Raw genomic sequence first — 17,263 nt, forward strand, 5'->3', positions numbered from 1 at the left:
GCCATGCCTGGCACCATAGCCTGCACCCAGTGCGGTGGCTAAGGTCTGACCGACAGGTGATCGAGGGCGGTCGAGGGAGGGTCGATGGTTCCGACGGCGGATATCGCGGTGATCGGCGGTTCGGGGCTGTACGCGCTGCTCGACGACGCGACGGAACACCAGGTGGATACCCCGTACGGCACCCCCTCGGACGTGCTCACCATCGCCTCGGTGGGCGGCCGGCCGGTGGCCTTCCTGCCCCGGCACGGGCGTGATCACCGCCACCCGCCGCACCGGATCCCCTACCGGGCGAACATGTGGGCGCTGCGGGCCCTGGGGGTACGCCAGGTGCTCGCCCCCTGTGCCGTCGGCGGGCTCCGCCCCGACCTCGGCCCCGGCACGTTCGTGGTGCCCGACCAGCTGGTCGACCGCACCAGCGGCCGGGTGCAGACCTACTACGACCAGGGCGCGGTGCACGTGGCGTTCGGTGACCCGTACTGCCCGGTGGGGCGGCGTGCGCTGCTCGACGCGGCGGCCGGGCGGGACGTACCGGCGGTCGACGGCGGCACGGTGGTGGTGGTCGAGGGCCCCCGCTTCTCCACCCGCGCGGAATCCCGCTGGTACGCCTCGATGGGCGGCACGGTGGTCAACATGACCGGCCACCCGGAGGCCGTGCTCGCCCGCGAACTCGCCCTCTGCTACACCTCCATCGCCCTGGTCACCGACCTGGACGCCGGGGTGGAGGCGGGCGAATCGGTCACCCAGGAGGAGGTCTTCCGGGTCTTCGGGGAGAACACCGACCGGCTGCGCGGCGTACTGCTGGACGCGGTGGCCGCCCTGCCCACCGACCGCGACTGCCCGTGCGGGCACGCGCTGGACGGCATCCGGACCCCGTTCCCGCTCCCCTGAGCGGCTGCCCCGCACCAGCGCCCCCACCTGGCACGGACGCAGGTGACAGCCGGCAAAGCACCCGAACCGCCGCCTGCCGCCCGGTAGATTCGGCAGCTCGGGGGCGGATCACCGGATTCCCGACGGGCAACGGCACGGGCCGGCGGGGGACACGGAGGCGGGGGCGATGGCGACCGTCCGGGAGACCACCTACGACCTGCTCCGTGCCCTCGACCTGACCACGGTCTTCGGCAACCCCGGCTCGACCGAGGAGCCCTTCCTCCAGGAATTCCCGGCCGACTTCCACTACGTGCACGCCCTGCACGAGGGCTCGGCGGTCGCCATGGCCGACGGGTACGCACAGGCCACCGGCCGGCCCGCCCACGTCAACCTGCACACCGCCCCGGGCACCGGCAACGGCATGGGCAACCTCGTCACCGCCTGGCACAACCGGACCCCGCTGCTCGTCACCGCCGGGCAGCAGAGCCGGGAGATGCTGCTGATGGAGCCCCGACTGGCCAACCGGCAGCCGACCGAGCTGCCCCGGCCGTACGTGAAGTGGAGCCACGAGCCGGCGCGGGCGCAGGACGTGCCGGCGGCCTTCATGCGGGCGTACGCGACGGCGGCGCAACCGCCGGCCGGCCCGGTCTACCTCTCCCTGCCGCTCGACGACTGGCATCAGCCGGCGGACCCGCCCCCGCAGGTGCGGACGGTGGCCACCAGGTTCGCCCCCGACCCGCGCCGGCTGGGGGAGTTCGCCGCGGCGTTGTCGGCGGCGCGCCATCCCGTGCTGGTGCTCGGCGCGGCGGTGGACCGGGCCGACGCCTGGCCGGTGGCGGTGGCGGTGGCGGAACGGCTCGCCGCCCCGGTCTGGTCCGCGCCGGCACCGGAGCGGGCCGCCTTCCCCGAGCACCACCCGCACTACCGGGGGGTGCTGCCGTACGCGATCGCGCCGCTGGCCGCGCAGCTCACCGGGCACGACGTCGTGCTGGTGGTCGGTGCGCCGGTGTTCCGCTACTACCCCCACGTGCCCGGTGACCACCTGCCACCGGGAGCCCGGCTGCTGCACGTCACCGACGACCCGGACGAGGCGGCCCGCGCCCCGGTCGGCGACAGCCTGCTCGGCGACGCCGGGCTGACCCTGACCGCACTGCTGGACCTGCTGCCGGCGACCGACCGGCCGCCACCCGCGCCCCGCCCGACGCCGCCGCCCCCGGTGCCGGCAGATCCGCCGGACGCGGACGCGCTCTTCGCCGCCTTGGCCGCCTGCTGGCCCGCCGACGCGGTGCTGGTGCAGGAGTCGCCGTCCAACCTGGCGGCGCTGCGTCGTCGGCTCCCGGTCACCAGGCCGGCGTCGTACTTCACCATGGCCAGCGGCGGGCTCGGCTACGGGCTGCCGGCCGCCGTGGGTATCGCCCTCGCCGAACGCGACACCGGGCGGGGACGGCCGGTGGTGGCGGTGATCGGGGACGGTTCCTTCCACTACTCGGTGCAGGCGCTGTGGACCGCCGCGCGGTTGCGGCTGCCGGTGGTCGTGCTGGTCCCGGTGAACCAGCAGTACGCCATCCTCAAGGCGTTCGCCGAGCTGAAGTCCACCCCCGGCGTGCCCGGCCTGGACCTGCCGGGCCTGGACCTCACCGCCGTCGCCCGGGGCTACGGCTGCGCCACCCGCGTCGTCGACACCCTGGACGACCTGCCCGACGCGCTGACCGGCGCACTACACGCCGACCAGCCGACCGTCCTGGCCACACCCATCAGCACCAAGATCCCCAAACTCCTCTAAACCCCACCCACCTCCACCCACCCACCCACCCACCTCCACCCTCGCCCCGCGTCGCCCCGTCTCGCTCCGGTGCGCCCCGGCTCGCCCCGGTGATCAAGAGATTTGGGTCAACTCTGGAGATCAACATGACGCAAACTTCTTGATCACCGGCCCGGGTCGTCGTGGTCCGGGAGGCCCCCGGGGGTGGGGGTGGGTCCGGGGGCGGGTCAGTGGGCGGCGAGGGTGAGCACTCGACCGGTGGCGACGTCGAGCACCGGGCGCGTGCCGAGCGGTGCCGCCAACGTCACGGTGACCGGCTTGAGCACGGCGAGCTCGATGCACTCCCCGGTGCCGGGGACCGTCCCACCGCCGACCACCACCACGTCGTCACCCTCCCGCACCAGGGCGGCGGGTCCGCTGTCGCAGGCCCCCAGGGCGACGTCGTACGTCAACCGGTCGCCGTCGACCCGTCGGAGCCGGTCGACGCCGGCCACGCCGCCCGGAAGGGTCCGGCTCGGGATCGCCGGCACGGGCACGGCGGTGACCGCCCGGGGGGCCACCGCGAGCCGGGCCACCGCAGTGGTCAGCTCCGCCACGGTGAACAACCAGGCCGGCACCGCCGCGATCCCCCGGCTGGTGCGTACCTCGGCGGTGCCCAGGGTCACGCCGGTGACCGTGAGCGGGACACAGGCGGTGGCGGCCCGGGTGGCGACCGGATCATCCGGCCGGCCGGCGACGGCCGGCGAGGGAGCCGGCGGCACCCGGGGCCGCCCCTCGCACGGCGGCGGATCCCCCTGGTCCAGTTGCCGGTACGCCTCGGCCGCACTGATCAGGGGGACGCTCAGGGCACCGTCCGGAAAGCGGATCGCCGCATCCGCGGGGACGACGGTCGGGAGTTCGATCTGATCCCGGTACCAGCCGGAGCGGAAGGCCGTCTCGGTGTCGGCGTCGAAGCCGGGATCCCCGGTGAGCACGGTGGCGTCCTGCAGCGGCAGGTACCCGGTCGACCAGTCGGGGCCGGGCCGCCAGGCCCCGGCGACCTCGGCGGCTCGCCGGTCGAATTCCTCCCCCTGCCGGTCCGCGCCACCAGTAGCTCCACCCACCACCGCCCCACCCGACGCAGCCCCACCCGCCACCGACCCACCCGGCACGGACCCACCCGACGCAGGCCCACCCGGCACGGACCCACCCGACGCAGGCCCACCCGGCACGGAGCCCGCCGGCGCACACCCCGCCACCCCCACCAGGATCCCCAGCCCCACCAGCACAAGTCGACGCATACCCCCTGAGACGCCCACCCACCCCCACCGGTTCCCACCCCACCCCCTCTCGTCCCACCCCCTCTCATCCCACCCCACCCCGCCCCCCGCCCCCGCCCCGTTGATCAAGAGGTTCAGGTCAGCCGTCGAGATCAAATTGACCTAAACCTCTTGATCAACGGGGCGAGAGAGGCGGGGGCAGGGCGGCCGGGGGGACTGGAGTGGGGGTGGGGGTGGGGGTGGGGGTGGGGGTGGGAGCGGGGGCGGGGGCGGGGGTGGGAGGAGGGGGCCAGGGCCGGGGAAGGTGGGCAATGGGCCGGGATGGCGATGCGCCCCGGTCCTTGAGGACCGGGGCGCATCGTGTGGTGGAGGTGCCGGGAATCGAACCCGGGTCCTTCGCCGGTTTGTCAGGGCTTCTCCGAGCGCAGCTCGCTATGCCTCTACTCGGCCCCACCGCTCACGCGAGCAAGTTGGTGTGACGGGCCCAGTCGCTGATTGATCTCGCCGCACGGACCCCGCGACCGGGTCCGGTTGGCCAGCCTTCTAGCTGATGCCGGCGAACTGGGACGAAGGCGTTCCCAGGCCGACAGACTCACTACTCGCCTCAGGCGGCGAGAGCGAAGTCAGCGCGATTTTGCTTGGCGCTTATTGGTTTCCGACGACCGATTCTCGAGACGACGTCGGCTTCCTCGGCTCGCTTCCCCTGTCGCTGCGTACGAAGTCGAAACCAGTCACCCCCTCGACGGGCCGCCGATGTGGCGGCACTGACCAGACTAACGCCTGCCGCAACGGGTTTCATCCCGAGGCCCGGGTCGGCGCGTCGAGCCCGACAAAAGGTGTGAATCAGTCGTCCATCCCCTTGCCCCGGCGACCGGACACCCGGGCGATCTCCCGGTCGGCGTCCCGCTTGGCGAGGTCCTGCCGCTTGTCGTACGACTTCTTGCCCTTGGCCAGGGCGATCTCCACCTTGGCCCAGCCGTCGGAGAAGTAGACCTGCAACGGGACCATGGTCAGGCCACCCTCGCGGGTCTTGCCGATCAACTTGTCGATCTCCAACCGCTTCAGCAGCAGCTTGCGGGTACGCCGGGGCTCGTGGTTGGTCCACGTGCCCTGGGTGTACTCCGGGATGTGCATGCCGTGCAGGAACAGCTCGCCGTCGCGCTCCTGGGCGAAGGCGTCGACCAGCGAGGCCCGCCCGGCGCGCAGCGACTTGACCTCGGTGCCGGTCAACGCCATGCCCGCCTCGTAGGTGTCGAGGATGGCGTAGTCGTGGCGGGCCTTCCGGTTGGAGGCGACCACCTTGCGGCCCTTTTCCCGTGGCATCCGGCGCACCTCCCTCCTGGTACGCGCACCGACCGTCCGGTCGGCGAGCGGGGATCATGCTACCCGAACGACAAGGACCCTCCCCCGCCGTTTCTTCCCGGCGGGGGAGGGTCCTCACGGAGAGCCCTGCGGCGACTAGACCCGCAGGTAGAAGCGGAGCGTGACCCAGGCGGTGGCGGCGCTGATCAGGCCGCCGACGCCGGCCATCAGCGGGAACATCAGGAAGATGTCCGACCACTGGATCGGCGAGAGCAGCCCCTCCAGCGCCTTCAACGAACCACTGAACAGCAACTGCTTGGCGCCGATCAGCGCGATCAGGCCCAGCAACGAACCGATCAGGCCGGCGACCACCGCCTCCAGCACGAACGGCGCCTGGATGAACCAGTTCGACGCGCCGACCAGCTTCATGACCGCGACCTCACGCCGCTTGCTGTACGCGGCCACCTGGATCGTGTTCGCCACCAGCAGCAGCGCGGCGATGGCCATCACCACGGCGGCGGCCAGCGCGATGTTCTGGATCGCGGTGAGCACGTTGAAGATCTTGTCCAGCAGCCGGCTCTGGTCGACGATCACGTCGACCCCCTCGGTGCCCTGGTACTGGTCGTAGATGTTCTTGTACTGCTCCGGGTTGACCAGCTTCAACCGGAACGACTCGGGCAGCAGGTCCGGCTTCACGGCGTTCACCAGGTCGGGCGCGTCCTGGTACATCTCCTTGAAGGTCTTGTACGCCTCGTCCTTGTTGACGTAGAGGACCTCCTTGACCAGGGGGTCGCTCTTCAGCTTGGCATCGAGGTCGGTGCGCTGCTGCTCGGTGACGTCGGTCTTCAGGAAGATCGAGACTTCGACGTTCTTGTAGTAGAGGTCCTTCATGTCGCCGACCTGTTTGTACATCAGGCCACTGGCGCCGAGCATGGTCAGCGAGACCGCCATCGTGATGATCATCGCGATGGTCATGGTCACGTTGCGCCACAGTCCGACCAGCACTTCGGACAGGACGTACTTCATCCGCATCGGGTGTTCCTCCGGCTCTCCGGCGTGAGGTGTTCGTCGTCAGGTCGTACGGCAGGGGTGGAGCGTCGGCTCACCCGTAGACGCCGCGCGCCTGGTCGCGCACGATACGGCCGCTCTCGATCTCGACGACCCGGCGGCGCATCTGGTTCACGATGTTGGAGTCGTGCGTGACCATCACGACGGTCGTGCCGGTGCGGTTGATCCGGTCCAGCAGGCGCATGATCTCGATCGAGGTGTCCGGGTCCAGGTTTCCGGTCGGCTCGTCCGCCAGCAGGATCAGCGGTCGGTTCACGAACGCCCGCGCCACCGCGACCCGCTGCTGCTCACCACCGGAGAGCTCGTGCGGGTAGCGGTGCTCCTTGCCACCGAGACCGACCAACTCCAGCACCTCGGGCACGACCCGGCGGGCCACCGCCTTGGTCTTGCCGATCACCTCCAGGGCGAACGCCACGTTCTCGTAGGCGGTGCGGTTCGGCAGCAGCCGGAAGTCCTGGAAGACACAGCCGATGGAACGCCGGAAGTGGGGTCGCTTCCAGGACCGCATCGAGGTGACGTCCTTGCCGTTGACGACGACGCGGCCCTTGTTGGGGGCGACCTCGTGCAGCAGCATCTTGATGATCGTGGACTTACCGGAGCCGGATGGCCCGATGAAGAAGACGAACTCGCCCTTCTCGATCGAGACGGACACGTTGTCGAGCGAAGGCCGGGACGCCTTCGGGTACGTCTTCGTCACTTGCTCAAGCTGAATCACGGGTGGTGAGTCTACGCGGTGTAACCGCAGAGCCAAGTGGCACGCCCCGCCGATGCGAGGCGCGTCATCGATTCACCCGGTCAGCCCGAGATCGACGACGCGCCCCGTCCACGACCGGTCACGCAGCGTCGTTGGCGAGCTGCTGCTGCTTGCGCCACCGGATACCGGCTTCGATGAAGCTGTCCAACTCGCCGTCGAAGACCGAGGACGGATTGCCGGTCTCCTGCTCGGTTCGCAGATCCTTCACCATCTGATAGGGGTGCAGCACGTACGAGCGCATCTGGTCGCCCCAGGAGCTGGTGCTGCCGGTCTTCAGCCCGGCCAGCTTCGCCTCCTCCTCCTGCCGCTTGCGCTCCAGCAGCCGGGACTGGAGCACCCGCATCGCGGAGGCCTTGTTCTGCAGCTGGGACTTCTCGTTCTGGCAGGTCACCACGATGCCGGTGGGGATGTGGGTGAGCCGCACCGCCGAGTCGGTGGTGTTGACGCTCTGCCCACCCGGACCGGAGGAGCGGTAGACGTCGACCCGCACCTCGTTCTCCGGGATGTCGATGTGGTCGGTCTGCTCGGTCACCGGCAGCACCTCGACCCCGGCGAAGCTGGTCTGCCGACGCCCCTGGTTGTCGAACGGGCTGATCCGGACCAGCCGGTGGGTGCCCGACTCGACGCTGAGCGTGCCGTAGGCGTACGGCACCTTGACGGTGAAGGTGGCCGACTTGAGGCCGGCCTCCTCGGCGTACGACGTCTCGTAGACCTCCGTCGGGTAGCCGTGCCGCTCGGCCCAGCGCAGGTACATCCGCAACAGCATCTCGGCGAAGTCGGCTGCGTCCACCCCACCGGCGCCCGCCCGGATGGCGACCAGCGCCTCCCGGGAGTCGTACTCGCCGGAGAGCAGGGTGCGGACCTCCATCTCCTGGATGGCCCGGGTCAACCCGGCAATCTCCGCCTCGACCTCGTCGAGCACCCCGGAGTCGGCCTCGTCCTCGGCCAGCTCCAGCAGCACCCGGGCGTCGTCCAGCCGGGAGCGCAGGCTGCCCAGCTTGCTGATCTCGCCGTTGACGTACGACAACTGCGAGGTCACCTGCTGTGCCCGAGCCTGGTCGTCCCAGAGGTCCGGCGCGGACGCCTGCTCCTCCAGCCGGGCCTTCTCCTCCCGCAGACGGTCGAGGTTGAGCACCGACTCGATGTTGCGCAGGGTCGCGTCGAGTTCCTTGAGTTGTTCGGCGTAATCGGCAGCGGTCACGACAGACAAGCGTACTGTGCGCGCGGCGGTCCGCTCACTGCACACCACCTACCAGGGCCGATGATCAGCCGACCGGGGCCGTCTTGAGCCAGGACAGGGCGGCCTTGTGGTAGGCGACGGCGAACTCCAGCGCGCTGGCGTCGTACTCGTCGCCCTCCTTCTTGGCGGTCTTGACCTGCTCCCGGACGTACGCGAGGGCTTCGGTGTGGTATTCGTTGGCCGAGGCGTAGAGGTTCTTGAGCTGGCTGGCCGAGTGCAGGTTGCCGAAGGCTATCCGCAGGGCGATCGGGTTGCGGATGGTGTCCCGACCGGGGTTCTCCGCCAGCCAGCGGGAGAAGGTCCGCTTGCCCGCCGCGGTTATCGCGTAGGGTTGACTCATCCGCGGTCCGGGCTTGCCCAACCGCACGAAACCACGCTCCGCCAGCACCGGCAACTCACGGTAGACCTGACTGCGTGTCATCGACCAGTACGGCGCCAGTCGGCGCTCAGCGGCGGCCATCAGTTGGCCGCCTGTCATCGGGCCCTCATGCAACAACCCCAGCAGGGCCGCCGCAGTGGGGTTGACTCCGGAATCCGCCATGCCCTCTAAGCTGCCACTTTGCGGTCCCGGCGTCCAGGATTTCCGGATTTGCCACCCGGAGGGATTTCCAATGTGCACTGTCGGCCGACGACAGTGCTCCCAGGACCACCCGCCGACCACCCCGGACCGGCCCCCACCGGGGGGTGACCTGGGCCGCACCGGCCGGGCAGCCGAGGATACCCCCGGGTAACCCCGGGCCGTCCCGGGGGGAGCCGGTCCGGTCGGCGGTGACGGGTCGACCCGCCCCCGCCGACCGTCGCCGGTTCAGCCCATGTGCGGGTACGTGTGGTCGGTCGGCGGCACGAACGTCTCCTTGATGGTCCGGGGCGACATCCAGCGGACCAGGTTGTGCCACGACCCGGCCTTGTCGTTGGTGCCGCTGGCCCGCGCGCCACCGAAGGGCTGCTGCCCGACCACCGCGCCGGTCGGCTTGTCGTTGACGTAGAAGTTGCCGGCCGCGTACCGCATCCGCTCGGCCACCGCGTCGATCACCCGGCGGTCGGTGGCGAAGACCGACCCGGTCAGCGCGTACGGGGCGACCGACTCCGCCTGGGCGACCACGTCGTCGAACCGGGCGTCGTCGAACACGTGCACGCCGAGGATCGGGCCGAAGTACTCGGTGGTGAACGTCTCGTGGGCCGGGTCGGCGCACTCGAACAGCGTCGGCCGGACGAACCAGCCGACCGCGTCGTCGGCGGTACCCCCGGCCAGCACCCGGCAACTGTCGTCCCCGGCGATCAGCTCCAGCGCTGCGGTGTGCCGGGCGTACGCCCTGGCGTCGATCACCGCGCCGCCGAAGTTGCCGAAGTCGGTGACGTCGCCGTAGGTCAGCGCGTCGGCGGTGGCGGCCAGCCGGTCCCGCAGCCCGCCCTCCCAGAGCGACCGGGGGACGTACGCCCGCGAGGCGGCCGAGCACTTCTGACCCTGGTATTCGTACGCGCCCCGGATCAGCGCGGTGTGCAGGGCGTCCACGTCGGCGCTGGGGTGCGCGACGACGAAGTCCTTGCCGCCGGTCTCGCCGACCAGCCGGGGGTAGCCCCGGTAGGAGGCGATGTTCTCCCCGACCGTGCGCCACAGCTGCTGGAAGACCCTGGTCGAGCCGGTGAAGTGGATGCCGGCCAGGTCCGGGTCGGCGAGCACCACGTCGGAGACCTCCTCGCCCCGCCCGGTGACCATGTTGATCACACCGGGGGGCAGGCCGGCCGCCTCGAACAGCCGCATGGTGAAGTGCGCCGCGAACTGCTGGGTGGGCCCCGGCTTCCAGACCACGGTGTTGCCGAGCAGGGCCGGCGCGGACGGCAGGTTGCCGGCGATCGCGGTGAAGTTGAACGGGGTCACCGCGTAGACGAAGCCCTCCAGCGGGCGGTGGTCGAACCGGTTCCACACCCCCGGCGACGAGTTCGGTTGAGCCGCCAGCAGCCCCCGGGCGAAGTGCACGTTGAACCGGAGGAAGTCGATGAACTCGCAGGCCGCGTCGATCTCCGCCTGGACGGCGGTCTTGGACTGGCCGAGCATGGTGGCCGCGTTGAGGGTGTCCCGCCACGGGCCGGCGAGCAGCTCGGCGGCGCGCAGGAAGACCGCGGCCCGCTCCTCGAACGGCAACGCCCGCCACCCCGGCGCGGCGTCCTTGGCGGCCCGCACCGCGGCGCGGGCGTCGTCGTGGGTGGCGTGCCCGGTGACGCCGAGCACGTGCGCGTGCCGGTGCGGCTGCACCACGTCGACCGGGGCACCGCCGGCCATCCGCTGGCTGCCGGCGATGGTCATCGGCAGGTCGATCCGCTCGGCGGCCAGCTCGGTCAACCGCCGCTGGAGCCGCTCCCGGTCGGCGCTGCCCGGCTCGTAGGTGCGTACCGGCTCGTTGTGCGGCTCGGGTACGGAGAACACGGCGTCCATGTCACAGGCTCCTGGGCGATCTCGACAGCGGCGGCGAAATCGGCCCCGCAGGCGTCGACCGGGCGGCCGGACAGCCGGACGCCGCGCGAGGGACCTGGACGCGGCGGCGGGACCTCCGACGATTCTTCCACGCCGGCCTGCGCGGACTCACGCCACGCCGGCTCCACGCCGTAGATCACGAGGCCCAATCGCCCATTCGTCGACGATTCCCGCCAGGATTCCCCGACGAGCCGAAGAAACACAGGCCGATCCGACGGGCCGGAAGCGCCCGCGCCCAGCCCCGTCCGGGCGACCGGGAGCGCCCGCGCCCAGCCCGGCCGGCGGACCGGGGGCACGCACCCGGCCCGATCCGGGCGACCGGGAGCGCCCGCGCCCAGCCCGGCCGGGTCCGTCCGGCCCGCGTACGCTGGTCCGAGCGAGCGAGCGGCCCGTCCCGGTGCCGGGGTGCGCGGTGGCGAGAGGGAGACGATGAGCAACCAGCCCGGCAGTACGACGGCCGCCCCCGTCGACCCGCCCGCCGACCCGACGACCGGGCGGACGGGCTACGCCCCGGGCACGGCGGTTCTCGCGGTCCTGGCGGCCGGCTGGCTGACGGCGATGCTGTGGTCCACCCGGGAGGTGATCCACTCGGCCGCGGTCGGCCTCACCGCGATCACCCTCTCCGCCTTCGCCCTGCCCGGGGTGATCTCCGCCGCGCTGGTCGCCGGCGCGGCCGTCGCGCTGGCCGCGAGCGAGCTGACCGCCCGCCGGCTCGGCGACCGCGCCGCACTGCGGTTCGCGGCGGCGCTCGGCGCCGGGATGCTGCTCGGGCTGGGCACCGCCCTGGCCATCAACCTGACGTACGCCGACAACGCCACCACCAACACCATCGCCGGCACCAGCGCGGCGGCGGCCATCATCGGCGCGGCGCTCGCCGGAGCGCGTACCCCCGGACCGGTCGGCGCGGTGGTCACCGCCACGCTCGGCGCACTGCTCTTCGTGGTGGCCTTCAGCCAGGCCCGCGACCCGCTGTTCGACCTGTTCGGGGCCGACGACTCCCAGGCGTCGCTGGTGAGCGCCGCGAAGTGGGTCTCCCGTACCGAGTCACTGCTCGCCGGCCTGCTCGCCGGCCTGCTCGCCTTCGGCTACCTGACCTGGACCCGCCGCCGGGCCGTCCGGCACGCCCCCGACGCCCCGGCTCCGAGGTGGCCCGCCTACCTGGTCGCCGGGGCCGGCCCCGGCCTGCTCCTGCTGCTCACCGAGGTGATCATCCGGGTCGGCGGCCGGACCCTGCTGGACCTGGCCGGGGCGTTGAGCGAGGCGGACGCGGTGGCCCAGACCAGCATGGGCACCTCCCGGATCGACAACGGCATCTGGGTGCTCTTCGTCGGCGCGCTGACCACGGTCATCCTCTTCGGCCGCACCCTCGGCCCGGCCCGCCACGACGACGAGCCCGGGTCCGACGAGGCCTGACACCACCCGCCACGGCCCGGCACCAACCCGCCGCACGGCCCGACGCCGTCCAGCGCGCGCCACCCGGCCCGGCCGGCCGCCGCCCGGTCAGGAGGCGGTGGTACGCAGCAGCAGCTCCCACTCGGAGGGGTCGTACCACTCCAGCTCGTGATCCTCGGTCCCGTCGACGGTGAACTGGGCGTCCGGATCGCCGGCGAGCGCCTCCGCCACCACGTCGACGGCGGCGGTCACGTCCTTGACCGCCTCGGCCCCGTCCACGTGCAACGCTGCCACCGCCGACGCCGGCACCGGCCCGTCGAGCTCCACCACGCTCGAACCCAGCTCGCCGTCACCCCGACCGACGAGCCGCGCGGGCAGGTCCACCGAGACCACCACCCGGCGGCGGGGGGCGTCGGCATCCTCCCGGAGCAGTTGCAGGGCGTCCTGGGCGGCCCGGGTGAAGGCGACGTACTCCAGCTCCTCCTCGTCGCCCTCGGCGTACCACTCCCGCAGCATGGGGGTGACCGCATGCCCACCGCTCGCCGGCAGGCCCTGCTCCCGCAGCAGGACCAGCATCGGCACGGTCGCCGGCACATACACCCGGACCAGCTCGTCGCCCACCGTCGTCTCCCCTGCTCGTCCACGGTCCCGCCGCCGACGTTCGTCCACGGCCCGCGGCCACCGCTCGCCCACGGCCCCGCCGCCACCGGCACGGCCGGTGGCCGCCCGATCCGATCATGCCGTACGCCGTGACCGTCGTGCACCGCACACCGCTCCGCCGGACGGCCCGGGTCCGGGGCGGGACGGTCGACCCGGGTCCGGCGAGCCGGACGGACGGCCCGGGTCCGGCGAGCCGGACGGACGACCCGGGTCCGGCGAGCGGGACGGTCGACCCGGGTCCGGGGCGGGAGGGGCGGCGCGGCCGGCCCGGACGGGCGGGTGCTGGGCCGGGAAGGCTGTCGGTGGCAAACTGAGCCGAACGACGCCAAGCCGAGGGGTTTCCGTGGAGCCGAGGTTTCTCCTGCTCTCCGACGTTGCCGCCGAGCTGAACGTGTCGGACTCGCAGGTCTACCACATGGTCCGCAGTGGTGAGCTGCCCGCTATCAAGATCGGCGGGCGGGGTCAGTGGCGGGTGGAGCGTGCCCGGCTGGAGGAGTACATCCAGCTCAAGTACGCCGAAACCGCCGAGTGGGTACGCGGCAACCCGCTCACCGACCGCGACCCGGAGTGACCGGTCCATCCCGCTGAGCCATTGACCCTCGGCACCGCCGTGCCCGAGAATCAACGGTGTCGGAAGCAAACGAAGGCAAACGTAGGGATTGAGGGTGCAATGATGGCCGACTCCCGCCGTCCGGGGCCGACCCGACCGCCGATCCGGCTGCGCCCGGCCCCCGTCGCCGATCCGCCCTACGTCGACGAGGTGCCGGATCTCTGGCCGCGGCCACCCGGCCAGCTCGCCCTCGACCTGTTCGGCACGGGACAGCCACCCCCCGGCCGCCCGACCGGTCGGCGGCCTGATCCTCGGCCCCACCCCGGGCACCCGGTCGCCCCGCCCCCGCCCCCACCCGCCACCGCCACTCCCGAGGCGGCCCGTGCGGCACACCGGTTCGTCGGCACCTGCCTGGAGATCCTCAACGGCTACCGGCCACCCGGCCAGATCCGTGCCCTGGTCGAGCCGGGGCGCACCGTCGAGGTGACCGAGCAACTCGCCCGGGCCGCGGCGCGTACCCCGCCGGTGCGGCGGCGGTCCACCCGGCCCGCCGTCCACCTGCGCCGGTTGCGGGTGTGCGAGCCGCGCGCGGCTGCGGTCGAGGTGGCAGCGGTGCTCACCGCCGGCGGTCGCACCTGGGCCATGGCGCTGCGCCTGGAACACCGGCGCGGCAGCTGGCTCTGCACCACCCTCCAGGTCATCTGACCCCCACCCACCCAGCTCCCTCACCCACCCACCGCACCACCCGCTACCGCGCCGGCCATCGCCCGCGTTGATCAAGAGGTTTAGGTCAGCCGTGGAGATCACATTGACCTAAACCTCTTGATCAACACAGCACAGCGGCCGACACGGAAGGGGCGGGACACGGAAGGGGCGGGAGTGGGAGGGGCGGGGGCGGCGCGGGGGAAAACGGGAGGACGCCCGCCCGCTCGGTGAGCGGGCGGGCGTCCTCCGGGGTCGGGTCAGGCGCCGCCGTTGGGCGCTCCGTGGCAGCGCTTGTACTTGCGGCCGGAGCCACACGGGCAGGGCGCGTTACGGGACGGACCGCCCTCGGCCCGGTCGACCGGGCCGGTGTTGCGGCGGGCCGTGCTGGCTGCGGCGGCCTGACCGGTCGCCCCCGCGTCAGCCGGGCGACGCGACGGGCCGGCGGCCGGACGGGCCGGGGACGGGGCCTGCTGCTGCCCGCCCCCGATGCCGAGCGCCGGTGCGGACGGTTCCGGCTCGGGCCGCTCGACGGCCACGCCACCCGCGCCCGCCTCGCCGTCGATGGTGGGGGCGGAGTACTGCAGGCCCTGCTGCTGCGGCGCGCGGTTGAGGCCCTTGGCCCGGATCTCGACCGGCTTCTCCAGCAGCTGGACCTCCTCGGCCTCCGGCTCCGGCTCCTGGACCTGCACCTCCAGGTTGTAGAGGAAGCCGACCGTCTCCTCCTTGATGCCCTCCATCATGGTGGCGAACATGTCGAAGCCCTCGCGCTGGTACTCGATGACCGGGTCGCGCTGGGCGTACGCCCGCAGGCTGATGCCCTCCTGGAGGTAGTCCATCTCGTAGAGGTGCTCGCGCCACTTGCGGTCGATGACCTGGAGCAGCACCATCCGCTCGAGCTGACGGGTGGCCTCCTCGCCGAGGCTCTCCTCGCGCCGGTCGTATGCGGCGTTCGCGTCCTCCTTGAGCCGGGCGAGCAGGAAGTCCTGGTCCAGACCGGACCGGGAGCCGACCTCCTCCTCCAACTCGTCGATGGTGACGCCGACCGGATAGAGCTGCTTGAGGTTCGTCCAGAGCTGGTCGAGGTCCCAGTCCTCGGCGTAGCCGTCGCTGGTGGCCCCCACCACGTACGCGCCGACAGTGTCGTCGATCATGTTGCGGACCTGGTCGGAGAGGTCCTCGCCGTTGAGCACGCGCAGCCGCTCGGCGTAGATCACCTGGCGCTGCTTGTTGAGCACCTCGTCGTACTTCAGGACGTTCTTGCGGATCTCGGCGTTCTGGCCCTCGATCTGGGCCTGGGCGTTCTTGATCTGCCGGGTGACCATCTTCGACTCGATGGGCACGTCCTCCGGGATGTTGAACCGCTCCATCACGGCCTCGACCGCACCGGCCCGGAACCGCTTCATCAGCTCGTCCTGGAGCGAGAGGTAGAACCGGGACTCGCCCGGGTCACCCTGCCGGCCGGCCCGGCCGCGCAGCTGGTTGTCGATCCGGCGGGACTCGTGCCGCTCGGTGCCGAGCACGTAGAGCCCGCCGGCTGCGGCGACCTCCTCGGCCTCGGTCTCGCACGCCTGCTTCCAGGTGGGCAGGACCTCCTCCATCGCCTTGGCGTACTCGTCCGCCTGCTCGACCGGGTCGAGTCCGCGCTGGCGCAGCTCGCTGGCGGCGAGGAACTCGGCGTTGCCGCCGAGCAGGATGTCGGTACCCCGGCCGGCCATGTTGGTGGCGACGGTGACCGCGCCCTTGCGCCCGGCCTGGGCGACGATCTCGGCCTCGCGGGCGTGGAACTTCGCGTTCAGCACCGAGTGCGGGATGCCGCGACGCCGCAGCAGCGTGGAGAGGATCTCGGAGTTCTCCACCGAGACGGTGCCGACCAGCACCGGCTGACCGGCCTGGTGCCGTTCGGCGATGTCCTCGATGACGGCGTTGAACTTGGCCTTCTCGGTCTTGTAGATCACGTCGGCCTTGTCCATCCGGACCATCGGCCGGTGCGTGGGGATGGTCACCACGCCGACCTTGTAGACCTTGTTGAACTCGCCCGCCTCGGTCTGAGCGGTACCGGTCATGCCGGAGAGCTTCTCGTAGAGGCGGAAGTAGTTCTGGAGGGTGATGGTGGCCAGGGTCTGGTTCTCCTGCTTGATCTCCACCCCCTCCTTGGCCTCGATCGCCTGGTGCATGCCCTCGTTGTAGCGGCGGCCGTGCAGGATGCGCCCGGTGAACTCGTCGACGATCAGCACCTCGCCGTCGCTGACGATGTAGTCCTTGTCGCGCTTGTAGAGCTCCTTCGCCTTGATCGCGTTGTTGAGGTAGCCGACCAGCGGGGTGTTCACCGACTCGTAGAGGTTGTCGATGCCGAGCCGGTCCTCCACCTTGGCCACGCCACGTTCGGTGACCGCGATGGTGCGCTTGGCGTAGTCGACCTCGTAGTCGCCCTCGCCGTCCTTGCCGGCCTGGAGACGGGCCACCACGCCCGCGAACTCGCCGTACCAGCGGGCGGAGTGCTCGGCCGGGCCGGAGATGATCAGCGGGGTCCGGGCCTCGTCGATCAGGATCGAGTCGACCTCGTCGACCACGGCGAAGTTGTGCCCGCGCTGGACCAGCTCCTCGTGGGACCAGGCCATGTTGTCACGCAGGTAGTCGAAGCCGAACTCGTTGTTGGTGCCGTAGGTGATGTCGCACTCGTACGCGGCCTTGTGCTCGGCGGCCGGCCGGTTGGGCAGCACCACGCCGACGGTCAGGCCGAGGAACTCGTGCACCTGGCCCATCCAGGCGGCGTCGCGCTGGGCCAGGTAGTCGTTGACCGTTACCACGTGCACGCCCTTGCCGGAGAGCGCGTTGAGGTAGACCGCCATGACCGAGGTCAGCGTCTTGCCCTCACCGGTCTTCATCTCGGCGATGTTGCCGAAGTGCAGTGCCGCGCCACCCATCACCTGGACGTCGTACGGCCGCTGGCCGAGCACCCGGGCAGCCGCCTCGCGCACCGTGGCGAATGCCTCGGGCAGCAGGTCGTCGAGGGTCTCACCGTCGGCGAGCCGCTCCCGGTACTGGTCGGTCAGTGACCGCAGCTCGTCGTCGGTGAGGTTGACGTAGTCGTCCTCGATCGAGTTGACGGCGGCGGCGATGGCCTTCAGCCGGCGCACCATACGGCCCTCGCCCGCGCGGAGGACCCTTTCCAGAATCGACACGGATCAACGCTCCCCTAGACAGTCTCGAACCATCGTAGGCGCTCCGTCG

General features: G+C 71.5%; 14 protein-coding genes and 1 other RNA gene. 5 read left to right on the forward strand and 10 right to left on the reverse strand.

Annotated features, from left to right (window positions below):
• Nucleotides 1-84 precede the first annotated feature (84 nt).
• Both GA0070623_RS13140 and mdlC read left to right on the forward strand, forming a co-directional pair.
• Nucleotides 85-888, forward strand: coding sequence for an S-methyl-5'-thioadenosine phosphorylase (locus GA0070623_RS13140; RefSeq protein ID WP_067301956.1), 804 nt, complete (start codon nt 85-87; stop codon nt 886-888).
• Between the two features lie 166 nt (nt 889-1,054).
• On the forward strand, nt 1,055-2,650 hold the full coding sequence (gene mdlC / locus GA0070623_RS13145; RefSeq protein ID WP_067301953.1) for a benzoylformate decarboxylase: 1,596 nt from the start codon (nt 1,055-1,057) through the stop codon (nt 2,648-2,650).
• Between the two features lie 206 nt (nt 2,651-2,856).
• Here the strand turns inward: mdlC and GA0070623_RS31390 are convergent, their stop codons facing one another.
• The 8 genes from GA0070623_RS31390 to pruA all read right to left on the reverse strand — a co-directional run bounded on the left by GA0070623_RS31390 (nt 2,857) and on the right by pruA (nt 10,686).
• Nucleotides 2,857-3,909, reverse strand: a complete 1,053-nt coding sequence (locus GA0070623_RS31390) for a hypothetical protein (RefSeq protein ID WP_089004034.1) — start codon at nt 3,907-3,909, stop codon at nt 2,857-2,859.
• Nucleotides 3,910-4,251: 342 nt separating this feature from the next.
• Nucleotides 4,252-4,627: a transfer-messenger RNA gene (gene ssrA / locus GA0070623_RS13155) on the reverse strand.
• A 104-nt stretch (nt 4,628-4,731) separates the two neighbouring features.
• Nucleotides 4,732-5,211: an SsrA-binding protein SmpB gene (smpB, locus tag GA0070623_RS13160; RefSeq protein WP_067306250.1), complete on the reverse strand. Its 480-nt coding sequence runs from the start codon at nt 5,209-5,211 to the stop codon at nt 4,732-4,734.
• 135 nt (nt 5,212-5,346) lie between these two features.
• Nucleotides 5,347-6,222, reverse strand: coding sequence for a permease-like cell division protein FtsX (ftsX, locus tag GA0070623_RS13165; protein ID WP_067306172.1), 876 nt, complete (start codon nt 6,220-6,222; stop codon nt 5,347-5,349).
• 70 nt (nt 6,223-6,292) lie between these two features.
• The gene (gene ftsE / locus GA0070623_RS13170; RefSeq protein ID WP_030331491.1) at nt 6,293-6,973 is read right to left on the reverse strand and encodes a cell division ATP-binding protein FtsE; all 681 of its coding nucleotides are present in this window, start codon (nt 6,971-6,973) and stop codon (nt 6,293-6,295) included.
• A gap of 118 nt (nt 6,974-7,091) precedes the next feature.
• Complete coding sequence (gene prfB, locus GA0070623_RS13175; protein WP_067306175.1) at nt 7,092-8,213, reverse strand: peptide chain release factor 2; 1,122 nt, start codon at nt 8,211-8,213, stop codon at nt 7,092-7,094.
• A gap of 64 nt (nt 8,214-8,277) precedes the next feature.
• Entirely contained in the window at nt 8,278-8,793 is a 516-nt protein-coding gene (locus GA0070623_RS13180) for a PadR family transcriptional regulator (protein ID WP_067306179.1), read from the reverse strand.
• Between the two features lie 264 nt (nt 8,794-9,057).
• Complete coding sequence (gene pruA, locus GA0070623_RS13185; RefSeq protein ID WP_067306183.1) at nt 9,058-10,686, reverse strand: L-glutamate gamma-semialdehyde dehydrogenase; 1,629 nt, start codon at nt 10,684-10,686, stop codon at nt 9,058-9,060.
• 468 nt (nt 10,687-11,154) lie between these two features.
• Between pruA and GA0070623_RS13190 the strand changes: the two genes are divergently transcribed.
• Nucleotides 11,155-12,138, forward strand: a complete 984-nt coding sequence (locus GA0070623_RS13190) for a hypothetical protein (RefSeq protein WP_067306186.1) — start codon at nt 11,155-11,157, stop codon at nt 12,136-12,138.
• Nucleotides 12,139-12,225: 87 nt separating this feature from the next.
• Here the strand turns inward: GA0070623_RS13190 and GA0070623_RS13195 are convergent, their stop codons facing one another.
• Nucleotides 12,226-12,738, reverse strand: a complete 513-nt coding sequence (locus GA0070623_RS13195; protein ID WP_067306189.1) for a DUF6912 family protein — start codon at nt 12,736-12,738, stop codon at nt 12,226-12,228.
• Nucleotides 12,739-13,120: 382 nt separating this feature from the next.
• On the opposite strand from GA0070623_RS13195, the gene GA0070623_RS13200 reads away from it, so the two are divergent.
• Nucleotides 13,121-13,348, forward strand: a complete 228-nt coding sequence (locus GA0070623_RS13200) for a helix-turn-helix domain-containing protein (protein WP_067306191.1) — start codon at nt 13,121-13,123, stop codon at nt 13,346-13,348.
• 102 nt (nt 13,349-13,450) lie between these two features.
• On the forward strand, nt 13,451-14,032 hold the full coding sequence (locus GA0070623_RS13205) for an Rv3235 family protein (RefSeq protein WP_067306252.1): 582 nt from the start codon (nt 13,451-13,453) through the stop codon (nt 14,030-14,032).
• A 257-nt stretch (nt 14,033-14,289) separates the two neighbouring features.
• Here GA0070623_RS13205 and secA read toward each other — a convergent pair whose 3' ends face one another.
• Nucleotides 14,290-17,214, reverse strand: a complete 2,925-nt coding sequence (gene secA, locus GA0070623_RS13210; protein ID WP_067306193.1) for a preprotein translocase subunit SecA — start codon at nt 17,212-17,214, stop codon at nt 14,290-14,292.
• Between the last annotated feature and the right edge of the window lie 49 nt (nt 17,215-17,263).

This window comes from Micromonospora rifamycinica (genome assembly GCF_900090265.1).
In the GTDB taxonomy this organism is placed as follows: Bacteria; Actinomycetota; Actinomycetes; order Mycobacteriales; family Micromonosporaceae; genus Micromonospora; species Micromonospora rifamycinica.

Coding starts and splice junctions, on each gene's coding strand:
- GA0070623_RS13140 (WP_067301956.1), top strand. CDS start 85: ATGGTTCCGACGGCGGATATCGCGGTGATCGGCGGTTCGGGGCTGTAC.
- mdlC (WP_067301953.1), top strand. CDS start 1,055: ATGGCGACCGTCCGGGAGACCACCTACGACCTGCTCCGTGCCCTCGAC.
- GA0070623_RS31390 (WP_089004034.1), bottom strand. CDS start 3,909: ATGCGTCGACTTGTGCTGGTGGGGCTGGGGATCCTGGTGGGGGTGGCG.
- smpB (WP_067306250.1), bottom strand. CDS start 5,211: ATGCCACGGGAAAAGGGCCGCAAGGTGGTCGCCTCCAACCGGAAGGCC.
- ftsX (WP_067306172.1), bottom strand. CDS start 6,222: ATGCGGATGAAGTACGTCCTGTCCGAAGTGCTGGTCGGACTGTGGCGC.
- GA0070623_RS13180 (WP_067306179.1), bottom strand. CDS start 8,793: ATGGCGGATTCCGGAGTCAACCCCACTGCGGCGGCCCTGCTGGGGTTG.
- pruA (WP_067306183.1), bottom strand. CDS start 10,686: ATGGACGCCGTGTTCTCCGTACCCGAGCCGCACAACGAGCCGGTACGC.
- GA0070623_RS13190 (WP_067306186.1), top strand. CDS start 11,155: ATGAGCAACCAGCCCGGCAGTACGACGGCCGCCCCCGTCGACCCGCCC.
- GA0070623_RS13205 (WP_067306252.1), top strand. CDS start 13,451: ATGGCCGACTCCCGCCGTCCGGGGCCGACCCGACCGCCGATCCGGCTG.